The organism is Roseburia sp. TF10-5, assembly GCF_003462365.1.
GTDB lineage: Bacteria > Bacillota > Clostridia > Lachnospirales > Lachnospiraceae > Roseburia > Roseburia faecis.
This window is the reverse complement of sequence record NZ_QTYW01000003.1, coordinates 245,965-269,218: the sequence shown is the minus strand read 5'-3', so window position 1 is coordinate 269,218 and position 23,254 is coordinate 245,965. Positions and strand designations below refer to the sequence as shown.

Annotated in this window: 26 protein-coding genes and 1 pseudogene; all 27 read right to left on the bottom strand. The window is 41.3% G+C overall.

What is annotated here, in order from left to right:
* Window positions 1–37: 37 nt before the first annotated feature.
* The 27 genes and pseudogenes from DXD06_RS05110 to DXD06_RS04970 all read right to left on the bottom strand — a co-directional run bounded on the left by DXD06_RS05110 (window position 38) and on the right by DXD06_RS04970 (window position 22,934).
* The gene (locus DXD06_RS05110; RefSeq protein WP_117830883.1) at window positions 38–784 is read right to left on the bottom strand and encodes a hypothetical protein; all 747 of its coding nucleotides are present in this window, start codon (window positions 782–784) and stop codon (window positions 38–40) included.
* Window positions 785–837: 53 nt separating this feature from the next.
* Window positions 838–1,362 carry a hypothetical protein gene (locus tag DXD06_RS05105; RefSeq protein WP_117830882.1) on the bottom strand — a complete coding sequence of 175 codons (525 nt, stop codon included), beginning with the start codon at window positions 1,360–1,362 and terminating at the stop codon, window positions 838–840.
* A 25-nt stretch (window positions 1,363–1,387) separates the two neighbouring features.
* Complete coding sequence (locus DXD06_RS05100) at window positions 1,388–2,920, bottom strand: hypothetical protein (protein ID WP_117830881.1); 1,533 nt, start codon at window positions 2,918–2,920, stop codon at window positions 1,388–1,390.
* Window positions 2,921–2,985: 65 nt separating this feature from the next.
* Window positions 2,986–3,129, bottom strand: coding sequence for a hypothetical protein (locus tag DXD06_RS17420; protein WP_243000856.1), 144 nt, complete (start codon window positions 3,127–3,129; stop codon window positions 2,986–2,988).
* A 124-nt stretch (window positions 3,130–3,253) separates the two neighbouring features.
* Window positions 3,254–3,979, bottom strand: coding sequence for a hypothetical protein (locus DXD06_RS05090; RefSeq protein WP_117830880.1), 726 nt, complete (start codon window positions 3,977–3,979; stop codon window positions 3,254–3,256).
* A gap of 247 nt (window positions 3,980–4,226) precedes the next feature.
* Window positions 4,227–4,814, bottom strand: a complete 588-nt coding sequence (locus tag DXD06_RS05085) for a hypothetical protein (RefSeq protein WP_055171087.1) — start codon at window positions 4,812–4,814, stop codon at window positions 4,227–4,229.
* 9 nt (window positions 4,815–4,823) lie between these two features.
* Complete coding sequence (locus tag DXD06_RS05080; protein ID WP_015517456.1) at window positions 4,824–5,408, bottom strand: hypothetical protein; 585 nt, start codon at window positions 5,406–5,408, stop codon at window positions 4,824–4,826.
* A 118-nt stretch (window positions 5,409–5,526) separates the two neighbouring features.
* Window positions 5,527–6,183: a DUF3879 family protein gene (locus tag DXD06_RS05075; RefSeq protein ID WP_117830879.1), complete on the bottom strand. Its 657-nt coding sequence runs from the start codon at window positions 6,181–6,183 to the stop codon at window positions 5,527–5,529.
* A 132-nt stretch (window positions 6,184–6,315) separates the two neighbouring features.
* Entirely contained in the window at window positions 6,316–7,608 is a 1,293-nt protein-coding gene (locus DXD06_RS05070; RefSeq protein WP_117830878.1) for an ATP-binding protein, read from the bottom strand.
* Between the two features lie 8 nt (window positions 7,609–7,616).
* On the bottom strand, window positions 7,617–8,351 hold the full coding sequence (locus DXD06_RS05065; RefSeq protein WP_117830877.1) for a LytR/AlgR family response regulator transcription factor: 735 nt from the start codon (window positions 8,349–8,351) through the stop codon (window positions 7,617–7,619).
* A gap of 161 nt (window positions 8,352–8,512) precedes the next feature.
* On the bottom strand, window positions 8,513–8,794 hold the full coding sequence (locus tag DXD06_RS05060; protein ID WP_117830876.1) for a hypothetical protein: 282 nt from the start codon (window positions 8,792–8,794) through the stop codon (window positions 8,513–8,515).
* 372 nt (window positions 8,795–9,166) lie between these two features.
* A complete protein-coding gene (locus tag DXD06_RS05055) occupies window positions 9,167–9,421 on the bottom strand; it encodes a helix-turn-helix domain-containing protein (protein ID WP_006859185.1) in 255 nt (84 codons plus the stop codon).
* Window positions 9,422–9,429: 8 nt separating this feature from the next.
* Window positions 9,430–11,220 carry a VirD4-like conjugal transfer protein, CD1115 family gene (locus DXD06_RS05050; RefSeq protein ID WP_117830875.1) on the bottom strand — a complete coding sequence of 597 codons (1,791 nt, stop codon included), beginning with the start codon at window positions 11,218–11,220 and terminating at the stop codon, window positions 9,430–9,432.
* Window positions 11,205–12,755 (bottom strand): DUF3991 and toprim domain-containing protein, encoded by a 1,551-nt coding sequence (locus tag DXD06_RS05045; protein WP_117830874.1) that lies wholly within the window; start codon window positions 12,753–12,755, stop codon window positions 11,205–11,207. Before DXD06_RS05045 ends, DXD06_RS05050 begins: the two co-directional genes overlap by 16 nt.
* Window positions 12,756–12,794: 39 nt before the next feature.
* Window positions 12,795–15,605, bottom strand: coding sequence for a MobP3 family relaxase (gene mobP3, locus DXD06_RS05040; protein ID WP_117830873.1), 2,811 nt, complete (start codon window positions 15,603–15,605; stop codon window positions 12,795–12,797).
* An 18-nt stretch (window positions 15,606–15,623) separates the two neighbouring features.
* Window positions 15,624–16,196, bottom strand: a complete 573-nt coding sequence (locus DXD06_RS05035; RefSeq protein WP_117830872.1) for a hypothetical protein — start codon at window positions 16,194–16,196, stop codon at window positions 15,624–15,626.
* Entirely contained in the window at window positions 16,189–17,226 is a 1,038-nt protein-coding gene (locus DXD06_RS05030; protein ID WP_117830871.1) for a hypothetical protein, read from the bottom strand. The genes DXD06_RS05035 and DXD06_RS05030 overlap by 8 nt, the downstream gene beginning before the upstream one ends.
* Before the next feature lie 84 nt (window positions 17,227–17,310).
* Window positions 17,311–17,715 carry a hypothetical protein gene (locus DXD06_RS05025; RefSeq protein WP_117830870.1) on the bottom strand — a complete coding sequence of 135 codons (405 nt, stop codon included), beginning with the start codon at window positions 17,713–17,715 and terminating at the stop codon, window positions 17,311–17,313.
* A 199-nt stretch (window positions 17,716–17,914) separates the two neighbouring features.
* Window positions 17,915–18,541, bottom strand: coding sequence for a DUF3879 family protein (locus tag DXD06_RS05020; RefSeq protein ID WP_117830902.1), 627 nt, complete (start codon window positions 18,539–18,541; stop codon window positions 17,915–17,917).
* A 142-nt stretch (window positions 18,542–18,683) separates the two neighbouring features.
* A complete protein-coding gene (locus DXD06_RS05015) occupies window positions 18,684–19,274 on the bottom strand; it encodes a hypothetical protein (RefSeq protein WP_117830869.1) in 591 nt (196 codons plus the stop codon).
* A 263-nt stretch (window positions 19,275–19,537) separates the two neighbouring features.
* Window positions 19,538–20,386 carry a hypothetical protein gene (locus DXD06_RS05005; RefSeq protein WP_117830868.1) on the bottom strand — a complete coding sequence of 283 codons (849 nt, stop codon included), beginning with the start codon at window positions 20,384–20,386 and terminating at the stop codon, window positions 19,538–19,540.
* Window positions 20,383–20,943: an RNA polymerase sigma factor gene (locus tag DXD06_RS05000; RefSeq protein WP_117830867.1), complete on the bottom strand. Its 561-nt coding sequence runs from the start codon at window positions 20,941–20,943 to the stop codon at window positions 20,383–20,385. The genes DXD06_RS05005 and DXD06_RS05000 overlap by 4 nt, the downstream gene beginning before the upstream one ends.
* Before the next feature lie 203 nt (window positions 20,944–21,146).
* The gene (locus DXD06_RS04990; protein WP_199535197.1) at window positions 21,147–21,326 is read right to left on the bottom strand and encodes a hypothetical protein; all 180 of its coding nucleotides are present in this window, start codon (window positions 21,324–21,326) and stop codon (window positions 21,147–21,149) included.
* 91 nt (window positions 21,327–21,417) lie between these two features.
* On the bottom strand, window positions 21,418–21,576 hold the full coding sequence (locus tag DXD06_RS04985; RefSeq protein ID WP_081016876.1) for a transposon-encoded TnpW family protein: 159 nt from the start codon (window positions 21,574–21,576) through the stop codon (window positions 21,418–21,420).
* A gap of 18 nt (window positions 21,577–21,594) precedes the next feature.
* Window positions 21,595–21,957 (bottom strand): annotated as a pseudogene (locus DXD06_RS04980) (MobA/MobL family protein); the annotation flags it as partial.
* A complete protein-coding gene (locus DXD06_RS04975; RefSeq protein WP_117830865.1) occupies window positions 21,914–22,282 on the bottom strand; it encodes a DUF3847 domain-containing protein in 369 nt (122 codons plus the stop codon). The gene DXD06_RS04975 and the pseudogene DXD06_RS04980, both read right to left, overlap by 44 nt.
* A gap of 127 nt (window positions 22,283–22,409) precedes the next feature.
* A complete protein-coding gene (locus DXD06_RS04970) occupies window positions 22,410–22,934 on the bottom strand; it encodes a hypothetical protein (protein WP_117830864.1) in 525 nt (174 codons plus the stop codon).
* Window positions 22,935–23,254: the final 320 nt, after the last annotated feature.

The window sequence follows — 23,254 nt, the reverse complement described above, 5'->3', positions numbered from 1 at the left end:
AATTATTACATAAAAGTATAAATGAATTTATTTATACTCAAATGTTCCAGCTTTTACTTTCTTGCATTCCCAACAGGTAGTCTTGAACATACTTCTGGTCAACTACATTTTGTGCTAGAATTCTCTGATCAAGTGCTTGTCGCTGTGCCTTTTGGTCGATATGCTTTTCCAGCATCATCTTCTGCATAAGTTCCCGCTTTTGGCGTTCACTTGCCACATACTCGCTGTCCCTCTTGCGCTGTGCGGCTCTACGGTCAGCATAGGTACGATCAGAATGATAAAATGAACCTTTTGCCTTCTTATCAGCCAAATCCTTTTTAGCGGCTTTGGTTGCTGCACTATCATCATGGTAAACATTTGCCCCGTAGCAAGTTGCTCCAGCTCCTGTAATTGTTGTTGTAACATGGACACCAAATGGAAGCCCATGAGAAGCTCTTGCATCTGCACGAAGCCAATCCATAATTTCTTTGCGATAGGCGGGATCTTCCTTCATTCTTTTGAATCCATCTTCTGTGATATGTACAGAATTGGACAAAATAGCCGAGGAGTTCATTTTATCAATTTCAGCCAGTTCCTCATAGATTTCCTGCTTGAACGCTGCCATCTCATCAACTTCGGATACTTCTTTTGTTGCCGCTGTCTTATCTGTTTGGCTTGTTGCCTGTGCGCTTGTGTTCTGTACCATCTGAGAAAAATCCTGCATTTTCACTGTGCCTGCTTTTTGCTTCATACCAGAAGAACGATATGCCAACATTGCGGCACTGGAATATCCACTAATCTGCATAGCTATAACCTCCTTTATATCAATATTTTCTACTATATTCAAATAACTAAGCACTATTTATGCTTACTGTTTGCATTTAGATAAGTATTCATATTTCGCATATAAAACATCTGCAAATCATACCTTCCTAATTTATTCATATCCCGAATAACCTTTTCAAAGCTGGATATAAGGTCGCATCTTTCATTTAATCCCATGTGACCAGTTTCTTCTGGAAGAGAGCTGAGACCATTACCCCTATCAACATCATAATATGCCTCCAAAGCACTCATTTCAACATAAGAAGCATTTCTCAAATCAATATCGTTAATATTAATTTTTTCTTCAAATTCTTTTCCATTTTCGTCAACTCCTTTGGCTATCACTACAGGATTATCCTCTGTTGACTCTTCTGCGTATTTAATATAAAACGAAAGACCTGTTCCATTTCCACCTGAAAACAACATATCATCCGTCTTTAAATACACCTTCACTGATGTCTGAGAAAATGCCTCATTTTCGGCAACATATGTTTTGCTATTATTTTGCTGCTTTCCAAATACTTCCGATGCACTTTGCACTCCCGAACCAATACGCATTTAATTACCTCCTTCTGATGTTGTATCATAATACTTTCCTGAAACTGTACTCATACATATCCGAATACATGTTATCATGGGGTTGGGGCGTCAGCCTTCTGTCCAATGCCGCCATATCCACCGTAAAACCGCTGTCTGCCACAGAGAAAGCGCCATTGCTGAATTGAAACTCCGAAGTAAAATCGGGAATCCCCAGATCACCGCTTGTCCTGTTATGTCCTATAATATTTATCAATGCATCCTTTATCCGCTCTATCTTGGCATTGTCTTTTGTTTTGTTGATCAGATTAGCGGCTTTTTCCGGCAACCCGCCAATTTTTCCGTCCGGTGTCAGATAAAGGTTCTCCAGAGAAATATCTTCTCCCGTAACCCCTTTTAAGTAACGCCTGACTTCCTGCACATCCGTGGCATACTGATAGGTATTAGACGACAGATTTCCCACACTGTCAGCAATTCCTGTGTAATACTGATACATCCGGTCACTGTACTTTTCTTCTACCAGTTTCTGAACCTGTTCCCGGACTTCTTTATCTTCGATACCGCTCACTGTTACATTCCCATTGCTTTCAATCTTTATCTGCATTCCATCCAGCTCATCACGTGAGATACCTTTGCTTTCCAGATCCTTTACAAAATCCTCGGAAAAATCATGTTTCAGTTCCGCCTTCTGCTGTGCTTTCTCAAAATCTTTCAGGTTGGCAAAAATTTTCACATACTCCATTTCCACATCATCCAGTGTCTTTCCTTCTGCCATGTCCTGCAACAATTCATCCACTGTGCGCCCGCCTTTGTATTTCTTTTCTTCCGGCAGACTTTCAAACTGCTTCTGGTGGAGTTTCTCCATTTCTTTTGTATAATTTTTCTCTGTATCCATCAGGACTTCATTATATTTGTCGAGGCATTCCCTCCAATTTTCATCTTTCCGGCTGTATGCACCGTGAAGGTTCCCGAATGCCTCCCTTATGGCATCGGTCTTTTCCTGTTCTTTATTTTCCGTAACCTTGAAACTGATTTTATAATAATCATCTGGAGAAACTTCTTCCCCATTTTTGTTTTCTATTTTGATACAATATTTATTGGTATTTGTATCCCAGTTCGGGATGGTCAGTGTTTTCCGTCCTTCCCCATCCCATTCTGCCTTTCCGACCTGATTGCCATATTCATCATATAAGGTGAGGTCATAATCGCAGCCTTCCGGCATGTCCATATAGATTTGGACACCGAAGTAATTCTGTATCGTCCGGTTAAAAGGGATGGAAAAGTTGTAGAAATCCACATCCTTTTTATCGCTGAGACTTCCTTTCAGACTGCTGGTTTCGTCCTTGATCAGAAAATCCAGATCCAGAAATGTACTTTCCTTCTTGTCAGAAACCTCATAAGTAGTATGCTGTCTGCGATAAGTGTCATTGCTGCCAAGTGTACAGGTATCCTCTTGAAGTGTCATATTTTTCTTCAGTTTTCCTTCAAAAAATGCCACTGTTTCCTTCCCTGACATGAAAAAAATTGGTTTTTGGCGAAATGCCGCACCATATGTAGAATGATTACTGTTTATTTCCATTTCTTATCCTTCCTCCCGAAAAATATCTTACCTGCATTCTTATGCTTTCCTGTCAAAAGATGAGCCTACTGTATAACAGGATTATCTGGTAAAATAATACTGCTTTTCTCATATGCTGCCGCCGCCAACTGGCTATTTAGATATTCGTTTTGTACAGCTTTTCGTCTTGCCTGTGCTCTTTTTACTGCTTCCTTTTCCTGTTCTTTCATAAGTTCTTCCATTCTTTCGTGGCGCTTCTCCCACCAAGATTCTCCGTCATTCGCTGTTTCTGATCCACTCTTTCCTACTGGACCTGCATAACCGTAACATTCTTCTGGTGACGCTCCAATAACCTCAAAACTGATTTTGATTATGATGAATCATTGTATATTTTTCCTTAAATGATGTGATTGCACCATACATTTTCTCAGTTAAATTTTCTGGGATTTCGTCCTTTCCCTTTGTTTTCTGTTCCCCAATGTAATCTGACGCTAATGCAGACCTTGATGTAATTTTTGAAATTTTATTCATTTCTTCACCGATAATTCCACGGGCATGCTGATTTGTTGTCTCCATTGTCACAAAGTCATCCACTGTTTTTTTATATGCTACATCTAAATTGCTTAATTCTTCATCCCGTGTAAGCTTACGAGTTCCATTTTCATCAGCTACATATATTTCTCTGGTTCCATTTTCATAGCCCTTCACAATTTCATCATATAATTCTGCGTATGCTTTAACATAATTATTTGCCTTGTCAGTAATATTTAAGGCACTTTTTCCTGTATCAACATTTTGATTCTGCTGTGCTGCCTTCTTTTGAATTTCATAACTATAATCAATATCACTGATTTTTTTACTCGCTAACAGTTCCTTTCTTTGAACCACATCATCATATTTTTCCTGTCCACTCTGCTGTATACGATTACGATAATACTCCAATCCCTCATTAGAAATCGAAAGCTTCACTGATTGCCCCACTGTATGTTTTTCGTTTGTCTGACTATTTCCTTTCTGTACTTTATCAGTATTTTTTTCCATTATTGAATTCGTATTATTCATGTAATTAGATATTTTCATATTGTCACCTCAATTTCCATATTTATACAATGTCATTGACGGATAACGTCTGGTGAATGTCAAAGAATTTGATCCTACTGCATAATCATAATAATAATTAAAACTTTCTATATCTATTAACTTACCTGTTGACGGATCAATAATAACTGTCACGGCTTTAAAGTCCTGCCACAAATTATTCTCTTTATATGCCCCTGTGCATCTGCAATGAACACTGTGGAAGTTACTGTTATTTTAATTGCATACTTCATGCCTTCATATCAAAATTATCTTGCAATATTATGTTTTCACCTACACTACCAGTCTTTTCTTCACTATTTAGTGCTTTTCTCGCCTCACTAAATGCCTCATAATATGTCATTTTTAATGCTGAATGAACCTGTGACTCTGCTTTTGTTTCTTTTTCCTGCCAGCCTACTCCCCCTGTATAGGTCAAAACTTCTTCGCCCTCTTCATTGTATACATGAATTGCCGAGCCTGTCCCTGTTCCCTGATATTTTGCCTCATAAGGTATTCCAAACAGCATACAGAGCCATTTTTTGTCTGCTTCCTCAACTTCTTTCATTGCTGACATATTACCTGAATTCATTGATTGACTAAACTTTCCAATTAAAGCAGCTCTATTCGGGGCTACTTTGCTTACTTCCGTCTTTCTCAAATTCATAAATGCATTTCCCATATATACATTGTCCTGTGCATCTTTTTTTGCCAGATCAACAATCTTCTCTTTTAAAGAATCCGTTAATTTCCATTTGTTTTTTTTAGAAGATTTAGAAACATTTTTATTCGATGTGTTCCACACTTTTGCTGTGCTATAATTATTTGATATTTCCATTTAATTGAATCACCTCTCTGTTCTGTCATTTATGTAATCATACAATTCCTTATATGACAGATAACCTGATAAGTTGTTCGAATCATATTGTAACTGCATAAATTCTTTAATCATGCTCATATAGTCTTTCTTTTCATTTATGCTATCAGAATCATAAGTGATGTTGCCATTCACACCACCAGCCGCATTCATGAAATCTCCAAAAGCATTTTTCGTAAAGCCTTCTACATCACTATATGTTGTATATGCAAGCATTTCCAAATAACTTGCATTTCTTGGATCAACATCATTTATCTGTACATTTGTATCTGTGTAATTTCCTTCTTTGTCCCAATATCTTACCCTGTATTCTGGGTTTGCCGAATCATATGCATCTGATTTATATACAGATGCACTACTGCCATCCGGAAATCCTACTGCTGTTAATGCATTTCCACTATCTTCTGTTCCCGACATATGTAATGTAATATTAGAAGATGTACTGCTTACATTTGATAACAAACCGGAATTCATACCGTTCGCTTTCGCAGTGTTTCTTTTTGTTCCTGTATAATAATTTGAATAATTATAACCGTTAATTCCTGCTATACTCATTTTCGTTTCCTCCAATTATTTTCATTCCTCTGTCATTCGGAATCTACTCACTCTCCATAACGGTCCAAAGACCATGCCTTTACAGGATAATCACAAGAAAGTACCCGACAAAAGCATACTATATTTTTATATCTACTGACTTCTTTCCACTCTCAACATACTCTCTCGTAATGCCATCCAATGCGCCAGCCGGTATTGGTTTACCAGCTCTCCATGTAGGATCTGCGGCTTTTGCAGCTTCTGCAAATGCCTGTCTGTATTGATGTTCATATTGTTCCATTGTCCAGCCTGCTGATAAGCGGTCATCCTTATCCATTTTTCTGTATAAATTGTTATATACACTCTCCCTTTTGGTAGTATCACCATTTAAAGTACCGTTTTCATTTAAGAATTCTTTCTTTGCCAGTTCAAACATTTCTTCCCGGCTGCTCTCTGGAATAGAAATGATATGTTTATAACTGTTTCTGTTCTCATCCGTTACAGCAAGTCCTGTTAATCCGGTATTCGGATCAATCCAGTCTCCATTTTTGTCATACTGGCTCATCAGGTTCTTAATTGCCTGAACATTTGTAAACATTGCACCGTTTCCATTTTTCATCATCTCACTCAGTGCTGCTTTATACTTTTTACTGTTTGTGTCGATCCCTGCTGCTTTTAATTGTTTCTGTACAGAACTGCTATTCATTTGGGACAACTGAATATTGTTGATTAAATTTGTTTTTGATGTTCCAAATGTCGTTTGAAATAAAAAACCGTAGTCCGTAATTCTTGACATAATCGAAGCCTCCTATCATTAAATTTTTTATATCTGTCATCCGCTTTATTTTTCTTTTTCTATCGACAACCCACTTCTAATATTTTACCTTTTCTGCACCAAGTACGATTTTTTTGCACGAAGTAAGACTTTTTATGAATTGAGGAATAACTCAGCAATAAATTTATTTCCATCACTTTTCAATATTAAATTTCCATCATATTTTTTTACACTGCTCTGAACATTCAGCAGTCCTATTCCACCGCCTTTTCCTTTCGCTGATACCGGAAAACCATTTTTCCACTTTACCTCCCCGCAGTTATTTTCGATGCTGGCAGCTATCATTTTATGGTATGAGCCAATCTTAATCGAAATATATTTCTCTCCTTCCAGCTTCTCTGCTGCCTCAATCGCATTATCTAATAAATTTCCAAAAATAGTTGTAATGTCGATTGGTGCAAGGAAATTCAGATTCACATTATCCACCTTTATGGTTACTGAAATACCTTTTTCCCTCATAACGGATTCTTTATCGGTAAGAAGAATGTTCAAGATCGGATTTTCTGTGTATTGAACCGGAATGAGCGGCTTTAACAGTTCTCTGATTTCCGCTGCATATTCTCCTGCCGTATTCCCCTGCTCTGCACCATATAATCCTTCGATTGCTTTAATATGCTTATTTACATCATGTAATATGTGGACGGTTTGATCATATTTTTTTGTCTGCATCAAATAGTATTCGTATTGTACCTTTGCCTGTTGCTCTAAAGCGATGAGCTGCTTTTCATAATAGTTCTTTTCATCTGCCATTTTAACAAAATATAAAAGGTATAGATCTGCCAGAACAATACACCCCATATTGACTGCACATAAGTAATTTTCTTCTCCATTTTTAAAATTCTCTACAATTACACCCATGTTAATCAGATTGTATAGGAGTATCATTCCATACATGATGTACCTTGTCTTTGCATAAGGAATATCGCTCTTTTTCACAAACCTGTTTATGAATGTATAATACAAAAAAATAAGTATTACTTTTGAAAATGTTACCTCAAGGCAGTAAAGCATCGTTTCATTCACATTTTTTATATCTGCTGCCTGCAAAATACATTGTAAAAGAATCACTCCTAATGATTCACAAACAGACATGCAAAATACCAATGCCTCACATTCAATGATACGTCTTAACGGTTTATCCATATCCTCATAATACAGAGCATATGCTATTATCCCCGTCAACACGCCCCAGACCACCAAATTTAATATGGAATGATTGAGCATATTGATACAGGTTGTAAAAATCACTGTGACAGCCTCGATCACAATATATGCATATCTATTTTGACTACTCTTTTTATACTTTCCATTCATAAACTGGAACAGTATGTTACTTATGATAAAACAGGAAAGAGCATTACATAATATCAGTAAAATCGTATTCATCGTTTCTCCTATGAATTTTTCTGCAAAAATTTATTTACTTCTTCTCTAAAATCGCTGCTTCTCTTTTGCGCAATCTGGAGTTCTTTTCCATTGTCCAGATAAATGGTAAAGCCTTTTATTTTTTCAATATGCCTTAAATTAACCAGATTTCCTCTGCAATTCACAACAAAATCATAGGGCTGCAGTTCTACAACCAGTTTTTCAAAAATGCAGTCATACTCATATGTGATATCAGACAACGCTATCAGTACTTTTCTTGATCTTTTTATGTATTCAAAATATAAAATGTCCCTGAGTTTCAATTTGATTGACAGATACTCTTTCCCATTGCTGTCCGTCACTTTATAAAAATCCTTTTCTGCTCCGGTATCCGGCAGTTGATCCAGTAGTTCCAACATCTGCATTTCCAATTTATCATATTCCAATGGTTTACATAAAAATGAAAATGCGTGAACTTCGTTAATGACCCGCATACAATATTCTTCATAACTCGTAATATACACTAATTTCACATCCGGGAATTTTTCCTTCAATTTTCTCCCCAGTTTAATACCATTCAGTTCTTCCATTGAAATATCTAAAATTCCGATATCAACGTTGCTGATATTTTCAAGCATTTGATTTGCAGACGCAAATTGCTCTATATGATAAGCAATCTTTTGACTTGTAAAAATCTTATGCAGCATAGTCACTGCACACTCAAGATCTGCTATATCGTCATCACAGACAACAATTTCCAGCATAGCACTCACCTTCTTTCTCATTATATATCGAACATTTCTAATTTTTATTTTCTACCTGTTTTAATTTAATTAAAATCTTTCATTGAAGTGTCCAAAACACCAATATCAATTGTATTATCACACAGAAAATGTGCCATCAAATTGACAGCACATTTTCTCAATTATCTATGTTTTTCTTTTATTGCGCATACCGATTTAATTATTCCAAAACCACCTAACATAACCAATAATGCACCTACTATCTGATAACAATGAATTGCTTCCGTTAGGATTTTTTGATATAAGGTTCCATCCATCCCATTGTTTTCACTTACAATTTTTGAAGCCATTTCCAAACCATATGGTACAGCATTGATTATTTCCCTATAACCTATAATGCACACAAAAACTAAACTAACAAACCACATTATTAAAAGCACTCTTTCCATTTTTTTTGCTACCATATTACCACTCTCCTCAAATAAACACTATCAGCTTCAGTATGCCACCATTCGTTACCTTATTTCCTCTTTTCTATGAGTACTCTAAACTTGCATATTCATTATTTTTTATTTTACTGTTTTGCACAATATATAAATCACGAAATACGATTTTTCCGCACGAAATACGATTAGAAAATAAAATTATGAGTCCCCGCATAATCCATCTGGTAATACTTCAATTCTTAGTTTTTTTCCGAAAAAATATATTGATGTTTCATATCGCCAACTGTATTTTCTTTTCTCTGTTCTTCCCCTTAAAGTGAAAAGTTCCCTGCACAGGCCACGGTGAACCATACCATAGTCCACCTGACCGGCGCAGTAATCCCTTTGTGCCTATTTTATGATTTCATAGAGCAGGCTGCTCTTTCCTCCGTTCTCACGCCATCTCTGCTTTTTTTGTATAAATCCTGCACACTCCAGATCGTGGATTGCACGCTTGACCGTACTTACAGACAGGTGCAGCTCTCTGGCAATGGTACCGATTGCCGGATAGCATGTCCTCTCCCTGTCCGCACGAGTCTCCAGATACAGATAGACCGCCACCGCCCTGTGTGGCAGCTCCGTTTCATAGATTTCTTTCCTAGTCACCCTGCCTCCTAATCTTCCGTCCGTAAGGTCTGCCGCATCTTTTTCATGGTGTCCGTCAGCGGTGTCTGCTGCATGCCTCCTGTCCTTGCCGTTTCTGCAGGTGTCTCGTCTGGTTCTTCCATACAGCACATATATCTCCGTATGATCTCCTCTTCAATTTCCTGCTTGTCTGCGTATGCTACCTTTCTTGCAGATTTTTCTTCAATCTCATAGGGTTCTTCAAATGTGATGCCCCATTTTAAGAACAGTTTCAGTTTTGTCCGCATAGGGTGAGTCCCAGTCTTTGATACGATAAAGTTTCCTTTGGGCAGTGACTTTAATTCATCCGCTGTCATGAGCGGTCTTTGGATCATCTGGAGGGACTGGCTCGGATCATTCTTTCCCCGGCTGATGGAACCGGACATGACGGTTTTGTTGCCCAGGCTCTTTGACAGCACTTCCGCTGACTCCGAGTTCGGAGCGAACCCTCCGAAGATGGTATCCTGACAGTTATCGATAATGATTTCTGCACCCTCTTTCCCATAATTCTTATTAAGCTGGGCAAAGGACTGGATCATGGGTACGATACTCACCCTTCTGGATCGGGACGCTGAGAACATCATCTCTGCACTTTCAATCTTCGGAATCGTTCCGACCTCATCCCAGAAGAAAACCACACGATTGTCCAGTTTCCCTCCGTTCTCGTCTGCCACCACAAGGATTTCCCGGTAGAGCTGCTGTAAGATCAGAGAAATAATAAAATACTTGGTATTGTCCTCCTCCGGCATGACCAGAAACACCGCCGTCTTTTGTTTGCAGAAAAGCTCTGCATCGATGGCGGTATCAAAACAGAGTATCTGCTCCAGCTCGGAATCCAGAAAAGCATTCAGTCTGGATAATGCCGTGGAGAGAACCGACTGCATGGACTGCTCTGCCGTATTTAAGGCTGCCCCTGCAAACCATTTCGCCTTGTGGGTATCCGGGAGTTTTGCCAGAAGTAGCTGGAACTGGTTTTTCCCTTTCACTTTAGATGGTGCAAGTAAATCCTGTATCAGCTTGAACACGCTGATGATGTGTCTTTTTCCATCCGGGCAGAATTCCGCAATGAGCAGGATGGCTGCCGTCAGCACGCCTTCTGCCGCATCATAGAAAAACGCATTCTGTCCATAGCTGGAACTGTCCGTACCACCGGAGGAGATAATGGTCTTTGCCGTAATCTTCGCATATTTTTCCGCTTTTGCCTTGGCACTCAGGTTCGTATGGTCTGCAAGATACTCATCCATGTATTTGTTGACCAGATGGAGCATATTATCACCATCGCTTCTGGTCGGATTACGAAGATCGATGACTGCCGTATGATAGCCATAGTATTTTTTTGCAATGCCTGCATAGTTGCGGTATAAGTCTCCCTTTGTATCCGTGGTCAGGAAACTCATTCCACAGGCACAGGCATATTCGATGTTGGGATACAGAAAGTGTGCGGTCTTTCCGACTCCTGCCGCACCGATCATCAGACAATGCACATCCCCGGTATCCACCAGCGCATATAGTTTTCCTGCCCGTTCCATGCTGCCGAGTACCAGTCCCTGTGCAGTCGGCAGGTTCTCACCCCTGCGCCACAGCTCCGGTTCATAGGGCACCTGCACATAGGTTTCTGCGATTTCTTTTTTCGTGGCAAATCTTGCCGTTCCATGCTGACCGTCCCCGACAGTCCTGCTCTTGATTCCGTTTAATGTATAATAGTGCGACAGAAGTGACACGCCTCCAATCACGGAAAACATTGCCACCCCGGCGATCACCAGCATCACGACTGGCTGCATAGCATCATTCCTCCCTCCTGATATTCCATTTTGTGTTCCTTCACAGCCTGTTTTGCCGGCTTCATCTGTTCTTCCCCGCAGTCAATAGCAACAAAAATATGAGCCCGGATGCATTCCATCGCAAAGCTCATACATTTTCTGGCAAGCAGTTCCTGATTTTCTTTTTGTTCTAAGTCTTTTGTATCGAACACCTCCAGTGTTTCTTCAAAGGCTGCCTGCATCTGCCGGATGCGGGTATTGAAGTTTCCCTTGTCTTTATGCGGCTGATAACGCTTTGACAGATTTTCCAGTATCTGTCCTGCACTGGTTTCCCTGCCAAGTGCAATCCCTTCTTTTTCCATGCACCGCACAAGCACTCCGGTCAAAAGCATCCCCGGCCCGTCAAAGGCATCCATAAGCTGTTCCCTGCCTCTGCCCTTTTTCAGTTCATTATAAATATCCTGATAATAACGGCAGATATAACTTCTGTCGGCATACTTGATGTTGATGGATTCCGTCACCTCTTTCAGCACCTCTGTCCATGCCCTGCATTCCATGACTCTCGGATGCTCCTGTGCCGGAATTGTTTCCTCACCATATCTGCCCTTTAAATCCTCATTCCAGTCTTTGCAGGCTGACTGTAACCTCTTTACCGCACCATATCCATTGCGTACCAGAATCTCAGCCAGTCTGCCGCACGCCTCTATGCCTGCCGGATCATGGTCGAGGCACATCACAACCGTATCCAGTCTGGGATTGTCTTTCAATGCCTGCAGCATGGCATGTTCTGCCACACCGTTTAAGGTGATATAACTGTTCTCCTGCCAGTTGTCTGGATACAGGGAAAGAAATGATAACAGGTCAATGGGTGCCTCAAACACATACAGTCTGTTCCCGTTTCCCCTGTATCCAAATCCGTAGGCAGCTTCCGAGCCTTCCTGATTCAGCCGGAAGCTCCTGCCGTCAGAACAGCTCCCCTTCACATGGATATGCCGGATTTTCCCCTCGCTGTCCAGTCCGGCAAACACAATGTTGTGATGCTCCGCAGATTCATATATGGTTCCTTCCTTTGCAAAGTACGAGAGGATTTCCCTGTCAATATGACGTTTCTGCAGAAGATATGCATAGACTCTCTTCATGGTCGGATTTTTCTCCGGCGGTTTCAGTTCCTTTGGCTCTTTTGGTTCTTTTCTTTCCTCTGTCTGTTCTTTGTCTACAGCCTGCCGTCCCTTCCCGGCTCTTGCCGGTTTTCTTTTTGTCTCCTGCCTTTTTCCCCGTTCAATAATCTGTCCCTGTTCTCCGTCCAGCAGATAGCTCACCGCCTCCGGGTAGGACATCCCGAAGAACTCCTGCATAAAATCAATGGCATGACTTCCGACCTGTCTGCTGTGGCGGTACCAACTGCTCCCCCGGAAAGTCACACTCCTGTGCCGTTTCCAGCGCCATTCATTTCCGGAACGCTCCACTTCCTCATGCTCCCGGCGAAGGATGTCCGCAATATGTACCGCATTGGCTCGCTCCTTCTGTTCCTCTGTAAAGTAAATAAAATCTCCCAATCGTACCTCCTCTCATCATTTCTACTTCTCCTCCTGTGATCACTGTGTCTGTACCATGTCCTCATGGTCATCCACGGCATGTCCCTGTGCAATCTTCTTCTGCCGGATTTTTCGTGCCAGTTTTCTGTCAATCCCCTGCCTGTGGCCTCCGCTCTTTCTTCCGGACACATTCTCCCCCATGATATGTTCCAGATGCCGCATGAGCCTTGTTGCCATTAAGAGCAGATCGGGGTGTGGCATGTCATTCCAGTGTTCTAAAAAATACGCCGCATAAATGTTTCCCTGCTCTGCGGATTTTAAAAAATAGTCGTATGCCCGTTCCTTGTCCTGCCGGGCATCCTTTCCGATCAGATACACTTTGCCCAGGGCATATTGTGCATACTGGTTTCCGGTGTCTGCTGCCATCTTCAGATAATGCAGTGCCAGCTCTGTGTTCTTTGGCAGTTCTTCTCCGGCAAGATAAATTTTCCCTAACCTGTATGCTGCAAATTCATTTTTCTGTTTCGCAGCCAGTGTCAGATACTGTATGGCTGCCGGAATGTTTCTGGTGTCCTCTTCCAGATATATTTTTCCAAGCTGATACTGTGCATAGCTGTTTCCGGCATCCGCGGCACGTTTCAGATGGAACACTGCCTTTTCCATGTCCGCTGCCACCAGTATGCCTTCCCTGTATAATCGTCCTAGTGCATAATCCGCAAACGGATTTTCCTGTGCGGCTGATTCTTCCAGCCACTTTACCGCTTTTGCAATCTTTGCGTAATCCGGTGCTGTCCCAGACTCCCCGCTTAACTTTTGGCTCTCCTGTCTGATATAGAGTCTGGCAAGCTGATAGGAGGCATGGGTGTTGCCATAATCAGATGCCTTTGTCAGATAATGTTCCGCTTTCGTTTCGTCTGCCTCTGTCCCGATCCCATGCAGATACATGCAGCCGATACGATACCAGAGCGTATCATCCTTTGATTTTTTCTCCAGATTCAGAAAACCTAAAAAGGCAGCACGATAACAATTTTCCGACTTTTCCTGATTTTTCTCTGTACCGCATCCTGCCGCATAGAGTTTTCCAAGTTCATATGCCGCATAGGGATTTCCCTTGCTGTAAGACCGGAACAACAGACTATATGCGGTTTCCTCATCCTGTTCCACTCCCTTCCCCTGCAGATAAAGCATGCCAAGGGAATAGAGCGCATACTTATGTTCCTTTGCTGCCGCCTTGAAAAACCACTCCGCTGCCTGTTCCAGATTCTCGTCTGTGCCAAGTCCGTACTGATACATTTTCCCGATGCGGTATTCCAGATAGGTATTTCTTTTCTTCTGCTCTACATAATGCATTGCCGCTAATGCTTTTTTGTACCACACATCTGCCATTTCTTTATCTGCCTCACAGCCAATGCCCTGCGCATAAATCTTTCCCATGTCGTGCATGGCATACGCATTTCCCTGCTCTGCCTCTTCCAGCATAATCTCATGGGCTGCCTCCTCATCCGGTTCTGTTTCCATTGTGCCGTAGAGATATTCCCTCGCTTCTTTATACCGGTCTGTCCATCTGGCAAAATAAGAAATGGATTCCCCATGCTCTTCTTCCTGCCTGTCTGGTTCCTGCTCCTCCATCTCCGTCTGTCCAGGCAGGATATCCGGCATGTCCTCTCCCTGCAATGCGGCAAGGCTTTCTGTCTGCTGTTCGGATACTTCTTCCAGCCGTTCCATTCCCGTTTCCGCTTCTTCCAGATACAGATACCCTTCTCCAAAACGGACTGCCTCACGGATGACCATGTTTTTAACGCTCTTTAGCTCCTTCTGCTGTGACAGCGGTATCATCTCTATTTCCGAATCTTTATAGTAATGCTGTATCTCCTCCCTGCTTTTTTGCCATGCCTGATAGCATTCTGCCACACGCTCTTCCTTTGCCAGTTCATCTACAATGTCATTTACGATGGCTTTCACATCTGCTTTCAAGTATCCATATACCTTTTTCCCTCCGGTATTTTTTAACCGTCTGGATAAAAGCTGCATCTGCTCTGCAATCTTGAGATTATGACAGACTCCCTCCTGCATTTGCTGCAACAAAAAAAGCAGACTTTTTTCTGCCTGCTCTTTTAACTGGTTTCTCTGTTCGGTTGCCTTCTCATAGATGCTTAGAAACTCCTGCCGGAAAATATCATGTGCGTATGCAGAACGCATGGCATCAATTCCCTTTGCCGTCAAGTATCCCTCGGACGGATCAGAAGAATAGACCACCAGATGCACATGGGGATGATGGGATTCATTGTGGAATGCCGCATACCATTTCAGGTTCCGGCTGTCTATCTTACAATTCTCACACAGCAACTGCACCCTGCTCCTCAACAGTGCCTGCCACTGGGCGGCACTGTCATAGCCTAACCGCTCGGCATCCTCCCTCCGCAGGCTGATGACATTCGTCCAGATGACACCTGGATGATTTGCCACCTCTTCTGCCACACGGGACAGCACCACCGGTTCTCCCTCATTTGAAAACAGACCGTGAGTACCTATGATTTCTACTCCCGGTCTGTTTGCCAGATAATCCATGTAATTTTTCTTTTTCGCTATGATGTCAAGGTTATTTTCCAACGCCTGCGTGATAAACTCCGATGCATTTTCTCTGGTTGGTCTTTGGATATAATCGTGGTATTCATGCATCCGGTTCGCATCGGGAATCTTTGCCAGAATATCTTCAATCAGACTTTTCTGCCGATCGGTGGCTGGCAGTGAAGATGTCGTGCTGCCTACCTTCTCCACGCCCTCACGGGTGCCGATGTAATTGATGTAATTAGCAAGGTGCGCGGGTGGGGAGTTCTTGAGGTAGTTGCAGCGTAGGATAAGTTTGGGCATGGTGTCCTCCTATAAAATTTACTCTTTTAACTTTCCCCATACAATTTCCTTAAGATATATCTTTTCTTCGTCAATATCAATGATTTTCCACTTTAATAAATTGCTTACAGATTTATCCAGTTTTTCCATTTCAAACTCTTCCACCTGATAATCAGCAATCATTCTCTCGATTTCATTTTTTAACTGTTCCAAAGTAATCCCTGTGGCATAAGCATTCTGTTTATGGAGTGCATATACCACGACAGCACTATCCTGATCTAATTCCTTTTCTGTAATTGCCCCTATACAGAGGGCAGATATAATCATTAATTGGGCATATTGAAACACTGTCTCCGGCTTGGAAAGTGATGCCACAAATTCCATTACTGCTACAAGTCCACTCTTAATATCAAGCCTGATATTCCCCAGTTTATAGGAGGCTGATTTATCTCCCAAAAAAATCATCTCCCGCTTTGCAGTATCTGGAATAATTTCCAAGTATTTATCCATGATTGTGTTTCCAAATGTAGGATTCAATCCATTCTGTAATGAATACTCCTCTAAATGTTTTCTAATCTGACCATCCAATTCCATAGCTTGTGTTCTATTCATCTTTTCTGCCTCTCTGTTCTCTTTTTTCTGTTCGGATAATTTTATCCAATTTTCCTCTTTCTTTTTTCATGAGCAACTGTGTGCGATATTCATCATATGCATCCAGAAAACCTGCATACAAGTGATTTCCATTTTCTGTGTCAAAGTCATATTTATCATCATTAGCAATAGCAAACAGATGACAAATTCTTTCCTTTGGCAGTGGATGTGTATTTGTCCTAATCATTCTATTATACAAAACTCTGTCTGTATAATAAAACAGATCAAAATACTGCATATACATGACCGGAGCCAGATAAGCATAATCTTCTATTATTCTGTTCTCCTCACCCTTTCTGCTACAGTCAATAATAATTTTCAAAACAATGTCATAAGCTACTGCATCTGCTTTGAATTCTTCCTTTTTCCTGTTCGGAAATTTTTTCCCTATGCTTGCAAAATATGAATGCGCAACTTCATGTGCCAGACTAAATATAACTACTGTCCAATAACATGAAGATGCCAAATTCATAACTTGTGCATCTCCGTCCATAATCTGCAGCAACATTTCATTTGACTTTTCATTCGGAATATCCCCCAGAATACTCACATCATTCATTATAAATAAAAGATATGTAAAACAATTACCATAGACTTCAAGATTATCAAATTCTTTGGACCACTTAAAAATAATCAGAAAAAACGCCATTATTGATGATTCAAATAATTCATCAATATGTACAAACTGTTCTCTTTCATCCTCTAAGAAAATATAACTGTTCACAGACCGTTGGTAACGATTGCTTAGTACGATTCCCTCACCGCGATATCCATACTCCATTCCAAAATATTCTTTCACTATCTGGAGCATCTGCTCAAGATTATACTTCTTATTATTTTCCCTCAACTGTTCTTCTGTCAGACCGGAATCATGATAATATTTCATAATCCGTTTTATCCCTTTTTCCTCGTCCTTTACAGATTCTCCGCCAAAGCGTAATATTTCATAATCATCTGGTGGCAAAAAAAATCTTGCTTTGCTATCTGACATACGCTTCCCCCTTTTACAAATCTAAAAATATTTCAGCATATATTTATCATAGCACAGCATTTTCATTTCGCCAATTATTCCCTACTATTGTCTATTTTGATATTCATATGCCTCCTCAAACCTCACTGCTCCATTGATCCGTTTCACCTCTTCTGCGCACTTCGCCTGCAGCTTTCCGAGTGCCTGCTCATCCACGCCATGGCTGTATGCGATCACATGGGACAGCTTGGAAGTCTCCACTGCAAGTTTATACATCGCACGAGCCATACGGTTCTCGCTGTCCTTTACCGTTGCATGCATGACGGAGGAGATGGTTGTCAGCATATAGTTCTCTATTTTCTCCGAAGTGAGATATCCGATATAAAACCGCAGTGCCCGATTGACGAATTCGTTTCGTGAACGCACATCTGCCTGTGGTAACAGGGCATCTACCTGCCCCAGCAGTTCTTCTTCAATATAAAATGCTTTTCTTATCTTTTCAGTTCCCATACACTGCCTTTTCATAATTATCTTTGTAAATTTGTGTTATCAGCGGCTCGCTGTCCAGCCTTGCTATTTTTTCATAAATCTGCTCCTTTACATAAAAACAGAGCGCATAGATTTGTTTTCTATACGCTCTGACACCGGGGTTTTTATTTAGTTGTAATTGTGGTAATGGTTATTTAGCCCAAATTGAAGTGATCGTATTTTATACTGATACATCAATAGAATTACGAACTAACCTATTACCATTTTTTACAAGAGTAGATTCCACTGATTCTCTTGTAACGTTATCAATAATGCTTGTATCAAACTTTTGTCCCGGCTTCCAATTTGGATTAGCTGATTTCACTGCTGCATACATAGCGGCTCTATACTGTCCTTCATATTGTTCTAAAGTCCATGTACCACTTAAACGTTTATCTTTACTTACACTTAACTGATAATCTTTGAAAATATCTGAACGCTTCGTTGTGTCACCATTTGAAATACCGTTTTCCTGAATAAATTCCTTCTTCACATTATCAAACATCTTTTGACGATATTCCTCAGATACACTCGTAAGTTTCTGCCACGATGTACCTTTGCCAGTAACATCCATTCCTGCCACTCCATTTGCATTCAGTAAATCACCATCCGAATCAAATTGTTTCATCAAATTCTTAATAATCGTATCTCTTCCACCGAACGTTTCATATATCATTTTTTCTTCTGGTGACATCATGGATTCATTTTGTATAACGCCTGATAACCAGCCTTTTTCTTTCAAAGCCTTATATTGTTTGCTATTTGTATTGATGCCATTATATGTATTACCTGATCCGCTAATATTCATCGACATATAAAAACCTCCTTGTAAATAAATTCAAAATCCGTTTAGAATTAACTCAATGCTATGTAATATATCGTCATAAACCTCAGAAAAATAAGCACACCAATCTCTACAAATTGCCATTCTGTAAAATTTGTTTGTCACCCTACACACTATCCAACATCTGCTGGCTTATTCCCGTACTCTGCTCCTCAGTTTGTTTCTGCACAGCCTCTAATATCATGCTCCTGTATGCTTCTTCGTTTTCCGCACTGACCGACATTTCAATTCCGTCCATCATGTTTTTGACTCTCACATTATCCGCGGCATAATAAAATGTTTCACCGCTATATTCTTCTGTTTCTCCATGTCTTGGAAATCCTATGTCACAAAATTCCTGCAGTTCTTCCTCTCCCTCCCAGAAATGGAATGATACCGTATCCTGTTCCATATCAATTTCAATTCCAAATGATGCCTGTTCTTTCATCACAAGTTGAAACATCTGCTCTTTTTCAACCGCAGTAAATAATTCTTCTCCCTCTATCTCTTCCGGGAACAAATAATTGCCTTTCATCTGTTCCAGCATTGGTGCTACACATAATCCTTTTTGTGGTGACATCGGATCATTCAGCACACCCTTTAAGCTATGCAGAAAATCAGCTACTGCAAAAGGGTAACTGAACCCTCCTGCATGTTCCAAAAAAAAATAGTGTTCCTTCCCGTTTTCATGAACGGTATAAATTGCTTTTGTATTCATCTCATCCCTCCTCACAAATATCTACGATATGTTCACACAGTCTCTGCGGTATCACACTGCGCTCCCTCGAACCTTTCAGTCCCTGCGTTTCTCTCTTGGCTTTGTCATGGTTGGTCTCTCCTTTCTGCTCATAGACATAGAAAAAGGACAGTCGATTTTCTCGGCTGCCCTTGTAAAATAGGGAAAACTTATTTACTTTGCAAGAAAGCCTTGTTCTGATACTTCTTCATTAGAAGTATGGCTGTTTTTTGGGGTGAGACCTATTAGTCTGAGGTTCCGTCGAGGTCTGTGTTATGATAGTTTTCATATAACCAGTATTTTCCCTCAATTTCAACGACAATGCTATCGCCATACTGATAAACCGCAGCTCCTACAATATCATCATTTGCTTGGAAATTTTCTTTTGGTTCTTCCGAAGAACTAACTGTACTTTCGATTTTTCCTAACAAATTGAAAGAACTTTTTTCATCTGCGAAGTTAGGTTGAGGGTCAACGATTCGATAAAGCGTATCATTTACATAGACCATAGGAACAATATCTCCACAAATAGGAACCAATGCCTTTAGCAAATCTTCTCCTGTTACACCTAATTGTGCCTCATCGCTTGCAAAAGGAATACGTAGCAGGTATTGTTGGTCTACTTCGTAAAGATATATATAAATACCCGATCCAATATCTTGTGTGTTACCTAAAAGAGAAAGAATGTCTGTTCTTGTCATTGTTGGTGTTAGTTGTTTAATTTGCTCGGCTGTTACCTGTGTCGGTGTATCAATTGGTTCTTTGTATTCTGGTATTAGACTACGGATTTCTTCGGTCAACGGGCTACTTTCTCCTGCGTCAATCGTTTTCACAGCTTCTTTTATTTCTTTATGAGAATAGTCGCTCAAATCTTCAACAGCAATGCCGAGAGAATTGAGATAATCAACCGCTGCATTATATTGAATTATATCAATGGCAAATGCGGTCAATGGCATCATCAAGCACAAGCAAGCTGCAATAGCTCCCCACTTTACCCAAATGGGCATTTTGTCTTTCTTCTTGTAGCTGAGGGCTTCATCGACATATTTTGTATCAAGTTCGCTCATAGCGTCGGAAAACTTCTTTGCGTTCATATGAATACCTCTCTTTCAATCAAGTAGTGTTTCATTTTTTCGCGGATACGGGACAGCCGGACAGAGATGTTTTTCTCCGAAAGCCCCATAAACTCGGCTATGTCGTTGTAGCTGTCAGCAAACCAATAGCGTCGCATAAAGATAACGCGGTTTTCGGTAGTCAGCGTGTCCAAAAAACTTTCAATGCTACGTGCTAATTCTCTGGCGTCAATTTCTGCTTCTACTGTGTTCGGGGCTGCTATACAGGCTTCAATTTCTTCCAAAGCAATCGTGTAATGGCTGCTTCGTTTGGCTGCTTCCTTTCTCCAATAGATTTTGAGTGAAATGTTCCGAACGATTTTCACAAGATAAGACAATAGCGGATTAGGTCGTGCTGGTGGAATGGCGTTCCATGCGCCTAAATAAGCATCATTTACACATTCCTCCGCGTCCCACCGATTCCCTACGATATGGTAGGAAAGCTTGTGGCAAACTTTTCCGTATTTTATGTCCAGTTCCCGCATGCCCTGTTCTGAACGCTCAAAAAACATTTCTATGATTTTTTCATCGTCTATCATCACACCGCCTCCTTTCCGGCTTCACCTATATACTACGGTTTTAGCAGCGAATACTACATCAAATTTCAAACTTTTTCAAAAAAAATTATACCACACCTCGCGTGAGATTGCTTGCGTTAGCTTTCGCTGCTTCGCTGGCGGTTCTCCGGCGTTCCTCATTGTATGGGACGGTCAGACGGAAAGAGATGCGGTCTTTCTCAATGTCAAATTCCCTGCAGCCCGTTTCCGGGTCTGCGTCGATCTGCTGGCAGATCGCCGGATAACGGCGGCTGTATGCAGCAGATGACATCCGGTTTTCCAAAAAGTTTTAAGATATCCTCCGCCGTCACCTTGCTGATTTCCTCATACAGATCAATGTTTTCAAAATCTTTTGACCATTCCACACTGAATACTTCATGTCCCCGTTGTTCAAAGGCTTTCCCGATGCTCCAGAGACGAAAAGTCAAGGACTTTTTCATCAAATTCAAAAAGAAGTCACATTTTGCGGACTTCCTCACGGAGCAGACGCTTGATTTTGTCCTCCATCGTTTCTTTTGCGGTCTGGCTGAAATGCACACGGACGATATAGGTTGTCTTGCCGATCTGCTTTCTGACAGTCGGGCAAGTGGTGCTGTTGGTTGCGGTATTGTTCATTCAAAATCCTCCTGTAACATCAACGGTCATGCCACGGCTCACAAACTGCTCCAACAAAAATTTCCTTGCCAGAGCGATGTTTTCTTCAAGGGAAAACTCATTCTGCAAGGAAATCTCAAAACTGTATGCAAGCTGTGCCGTCTTTCCACGCTCGGCTTTTTCCACGGCGTTCCATAGGGTCTGACGGTCTGCGTATTCTTTCGGTGCATGGGACGGCAGGAGAATGTCGGAGCATATCACGCCGCCCTTTCGGGTGTAGTCGCTGTACTCGCCGTAATACTCGCTATACAGCCTTTCGCCGGAACGGTAGGCGGCAGAAGCGATAGCGGACTGACCTTTACTGCGTTTGGTCTGGGTGACGGTGAAGTGGAATATTGCCATCGGCTTTCTGCTCCTTTCCTCTGCTCGCTTGGTTGATGTGGGTAATCGCCATGTGACGGACGGCTCGCTGGACTTCGGACAGAGAAAAGATGTGTTCCATCAGCTCTGTCATTTCGGTGCGTGTGAGATCTTTGACCTCCGGGGCAAGGCTCTCAATCGTTCCGCCCAGATTGCAAAGGCGGTGGGTGCGCTTGGTGCGTTCGCCTTTCTCCAGATACTTCTTTCTGTTCTCCAGACGCTCCAGCTTGTGCTGTTCCTGTGCAAGCTGCGTCTCGGCTCGTTCCTTTTCGGCTCGAAGCTGTTCAAGGGTTTTCGGTTTTGTCATTGTAATTGACCTCCTTTTTTGATTTTGCGGACAAAAAAAGACCGTCAACTTTTCGCATAGTGCGACCAGTCAACGGTCTGATTTTCGGTATTCAGTTGTTGTGTTCAGTTCGGTAAATTGAAGTTGGTCAAAGTTGTTGGCGAAGATATTCCACAACATTTCCATTCGTATCATAGAAACAGATGTTTCCTACATTGAGGGGCAGGACAATGGCGAAAGGCTTGCCACTATCAATATCAATCACCTGAATGCCGTTGCCATCATCTACTTCAAGTCGAACAATATTTTGGGTATTCATTGAGATAAATGCCCTTTCGTTATTTCCCTCAACAACAAACTCTGCAATGTAATCATCAACCTCAACTATATCTCCACCACCACGGAAGAAATATCCAAAAGACAAGCCAGGGCGATTTACATAGACAGAAAAAGTGTGGTCTGTCTTGTCCTGTGGGTAAGAAATAAATGCAGCCATTGTGTCGGAAATGCTTCCATCAACAATCCAATCATCCAAAATTTTTTGAGATTGGCGAATGTCTGCTTCTAAACTGTTTGCGGTTTTACCAATGTCATTGTTTGCATAAAGGAAACCGAAAACCAACACACAAGCCAAAATAACAACCAAGAGGATTATGGGTAATTTCTTTTTCATAGAATCACACTCCTTTATCAAATTAAGATTCTTGATTTTCAAACTTGCTGGCGGCGAACGGTTTGTCAAAACCGTTTGCGGACGGCAAGTCCACAGGGGATAGCCGCTTTAGCGGCGCAAGGGGGTGTAGCCACCTTGACGGAACGAAGTGACGCAACATTCTCGGTCATGCAGTTTTCTTCTGCTGACGGAGAATGAAGCTCCGCAGGACGCACTACTCTCGACAGAGAGTATAGAAGTGCGCCCTTTAGTTCCTAAAGGGATTTTATCAGTGCGACAGTCGAGTAGACTAAGACCTCTCAATCTTAGCCCCTCACAGA

Bases quoted from the DNA above. Each gene is read 5' to 3' on its own strand.
- DXD06_RS05090 (WP_117830880.1), bottom strand. From the start codon at position 3,979: ATGAAAATATCTAATTACATGAATAATACGAATTCAATAATGGAAAAA.
- DXD06_RS05065 (WP_117830877.1), bottom strand. From the start codon at position 8,351: ATGCTGGAAATTGTTGTCTGTGATGACGATATAGCAGATCTTGAGTGT.
- DXD06_RS05030 (WP_117830871.1), bottom strand. From the start codon at position 17,226: ATGTCAGATAGCAAAGCAAGATTTTTTTTGCCACCAGATGATTATGAA.
- mobP3 (WP_117830873.1), bottom strand. From the start codon at position 15,605: ATGCCCAAACTTATCCTACGCTGCAACTACCTCAAGAACTCCCCACCC.
- DXD06_RS05025 (WP_117830870.1), bottom strand. From the start codon at position 17,715: ATGGGAACTGAAAAGATAAGAAAAGCATTTTATATTGAAGAAGAACTG.
- DXD06_RS05015 (WP_117830869.1), bottom strand. From the start codon at position 19,274: ATGAATACAAAAGCAATTTATACCGTTCATGAAAACGGGAAGGAACAC.
- DXD06_RS05020 (WP_117830902.1), bottom strand. From the start codon at position 18,541: ATGAATATTAGCGGATCAGGTAATACATATAATGGCATCAATACAAAT.
- DXD06_RS05050 (WP_117830875.1), bottom strand. From the start codon at position 11,220: ATGCAGCCAGTCGTGATGCTGGTGATCGCCGGGGTGGCAATGTTTTCC.
- DXD06_RS05080 (WP_015517456.1), bottom strand. From the start codon at position 5,408: ATGAGTATAGCAGGAATTAACGGTTATAATTATTCAAATTATTATACA.
- DXD06_RS05000 (WP_117830867.1), bottom strand. From the start codon at position 20,943: ATGATAGACGATGAAAAAATCATAGAAATGTTTTTTGAGCGTTCAGAA.
- DXD06_RS05075 (WP_117830879.1), bottom strand. From the start codon at position 6,183: ATGTCAAGAATTACGGACTACGGTTTTTTATTTCAAACGACATTTGGA.
- DXD06_RS04975 (WP_117830865.1), bottom strand. From the start codon at position 22,282: ATGACAAAACCGAAAACCCTTGAACAGCTTCGAGCCGAAAAGGAACGA.
- DXD06_RS05100 (WP_117830881.1), bottom strand. From the start codon at position 2,920: ATGGAAATAAACAGTAATCATTCTACATATGGTGCGGCATTTCGCCAA.
- DXD06_RS05070 (WP_117830878.1), bottom strand. From the start codon at position 7,608: ATGAATACGATTTTACTGATATTATGTAATGCTCTTTCCTGTTTTATC.
- DXD06_RS05035 (WP_117830872.1), bottom strand. From the start codon at position 16,196: ATGAATAGAACACAAGCTATGGAATTGGATGGTCAGATTAGAAAACAT.
- DXD06_RS05005 (WP_117830868.1), bottom strand. From the start codon at position 20,386: ATGAACGCAAAGAAGTTTTCCGACGCTATGAGCGAACTTGATACAAAA.
- DXD06_RS17420 (WP_243000856.1), bottom strand. From the start codon at position 3,129: ATGAAAGAACAGGAAAAGGAAGCAGTAAAAAGAGCACAGGCAAGACGA.
- DXD06_RS04970 (WP_117830864.1), bottom strand. From the start codon at position 22,934: ATGAAAAAGAAATTACCCATAATCCTCTTGGTTGTTATTTTGGCTTGT.
- DXD06_RS05085 (WP_055171087.1), bottom strand. From the start codon at position 4,814: ATGGAAATATCAAATAATTATAGCACAGCAAAAGTGTGGAACACATCG.
- DXD06_RS04985 (WP_081016876.1), bottom strand. From the start codon at position 21,576: ATGAACAATACCGCAACCAACAGCACCACTTGCCCGACTGTCAGAAAG.
- DXD06_RS05105 (WP_117830882.1), bottom strand. From the start codon at position 1,362: ATGCGTATTGGTTCGGGAGTGCAAAGTGCATCGGAAGTATTTGGAAAG.
- DXD06_RS05060 (WP_117830876.1), bottom strand. From the start codon at position 8,794: ATGGTAGCAAAAAAAATGGAAAGAGTGCTTTTAATAATGTGGTTTGTT.
- DXD06_RS05110 (WP_117830883.1), bottom strand. From the start codon at position 784: ATGCAGATTAGTGGATATTCCAGTGCCGCAATGTTGGCATATCGTTCT.